This is a genomic window from Terrisporobacter mayombei (genome assembly GCF_020748465.1).
In the GTDB taxonomy this organism is placed as follows: domain Bacteria; phylum Bacillota; class Clostridia; order Peptostreptococcales; family Peptostreptococcaceae; genus Terrisporobacter; species Terrisporobacter mayombei.
Map to the genome: position 1 here is coordinate 1 of NZ_JAHZMP010000030.1, position 862 is coordinate 862.

At 46.5% G+C, this 862-nt stretch carries 1 protein-coding gene and 1 pseudogene; one reads left to right on the forward strand and one right to left on the reverse strand.

Annotated features, from left to right (window positions below; translation table 11 throughout):
* Positions 1-23 precede the first annotated feature (23 nt).
* Positions 24-335 carry a N(4)-acetylcytidine aminohydrolase gene (gene yqfB, locus K0039_RS24650; RefSeq protein WP_001182957.1) on the reverse strand — a complete coding sequence of 104 codons (312 nt, stop codon included), beginning with the start codon at positions 333-335 and terminating at the stop codon, positions 24-26.
* 44 nt (positions 336-379) lie between these two features.
* Between yqfB and bglA the strand changes: the two are divergent.
* Positions 380-862: pseudogene (gene bglA / locus K0039_RS24655) on the forward strand (6-phospho-beta-glucosidase BglA); the annotation flags it as partial.

An 862-nucleotide genomic window follows, 5' to 3' on the forward strand; every position in this document is an offset into this window, starting at 1 on the left:
CAACTAACAGGCGCGAGTTCAATTTAAAGACATTTAAATTCAATCACATAAAATTGTGTCTGGCCGGGATAGATGTCAGCAATGACTTTTTTCAGTTCAGTCAGGGTCATATTTTCCTGCTCTGCATGTTTTTCAGTCAGCGTATCCAGCGTTACGGTTGAGGTTGCGGTGACTTCAATCGTGCAAAAATAACCGTCATCTTCAAAACGTCCGACACGAAGCACATCACCCGTTTTGAAGTGCGATTCAGACTCGTCGCGGATGGTGATGGTTTTACGCCCAGCCAGAATGTCATCCTGGAAACGTTGAAAAAAAGTGATGTCGTTTGGCTGCATGGTACTATTTCCTGTAAGAATTGACTCATCTGGAGCCTATGATAGTGAAAAAACTCACCTTACCGAAAGATTTCTTATGGGGCGGCGCAGTTGCCGCTCATCAGGTCGAAGGCGGCTGGAACAAAGGCGGAAAAGGGCCGAGCATTTGTGACGTTCTGACCGGTGGCGCACACGGCGTGCCGCGCGAAATCACCAAAGAAGTCTTGCCAGGAAAATACTATCCAAACCATGAAGCCGTTGATTTTTATGGTCACTATAAGGAAGACATCAAGCTATTTGCCGAAATGGGCTTCAAATGTTTTCGTACATCCATTGCCTGGACGCGCATTTTTCCAAAAGGCGATGAAGCTCAGCCAAACGAAGAAGGGCTGAAGTTCTACGATGATATGTTCGATGAACTGCTGAAATACAACATCGAACCGGTGATCACCCTCTCCCACTTTGAAATGCCGCTGCATCTGGTGCAGCAATACGGTAGCTGGACCAACCGTAAAGTGGTTGATTTCTTTGTACGTTTCGCGGAAGTG

Excerpts from the sequence above, each read along its gene's own strand:
- yqfB (WP_001182957.1), bottom strand. The coding sequence starts at position 335 with ATGCAGCCAAACGACATCACTTTTTTTCAACGTTTCCAGGATGACATT.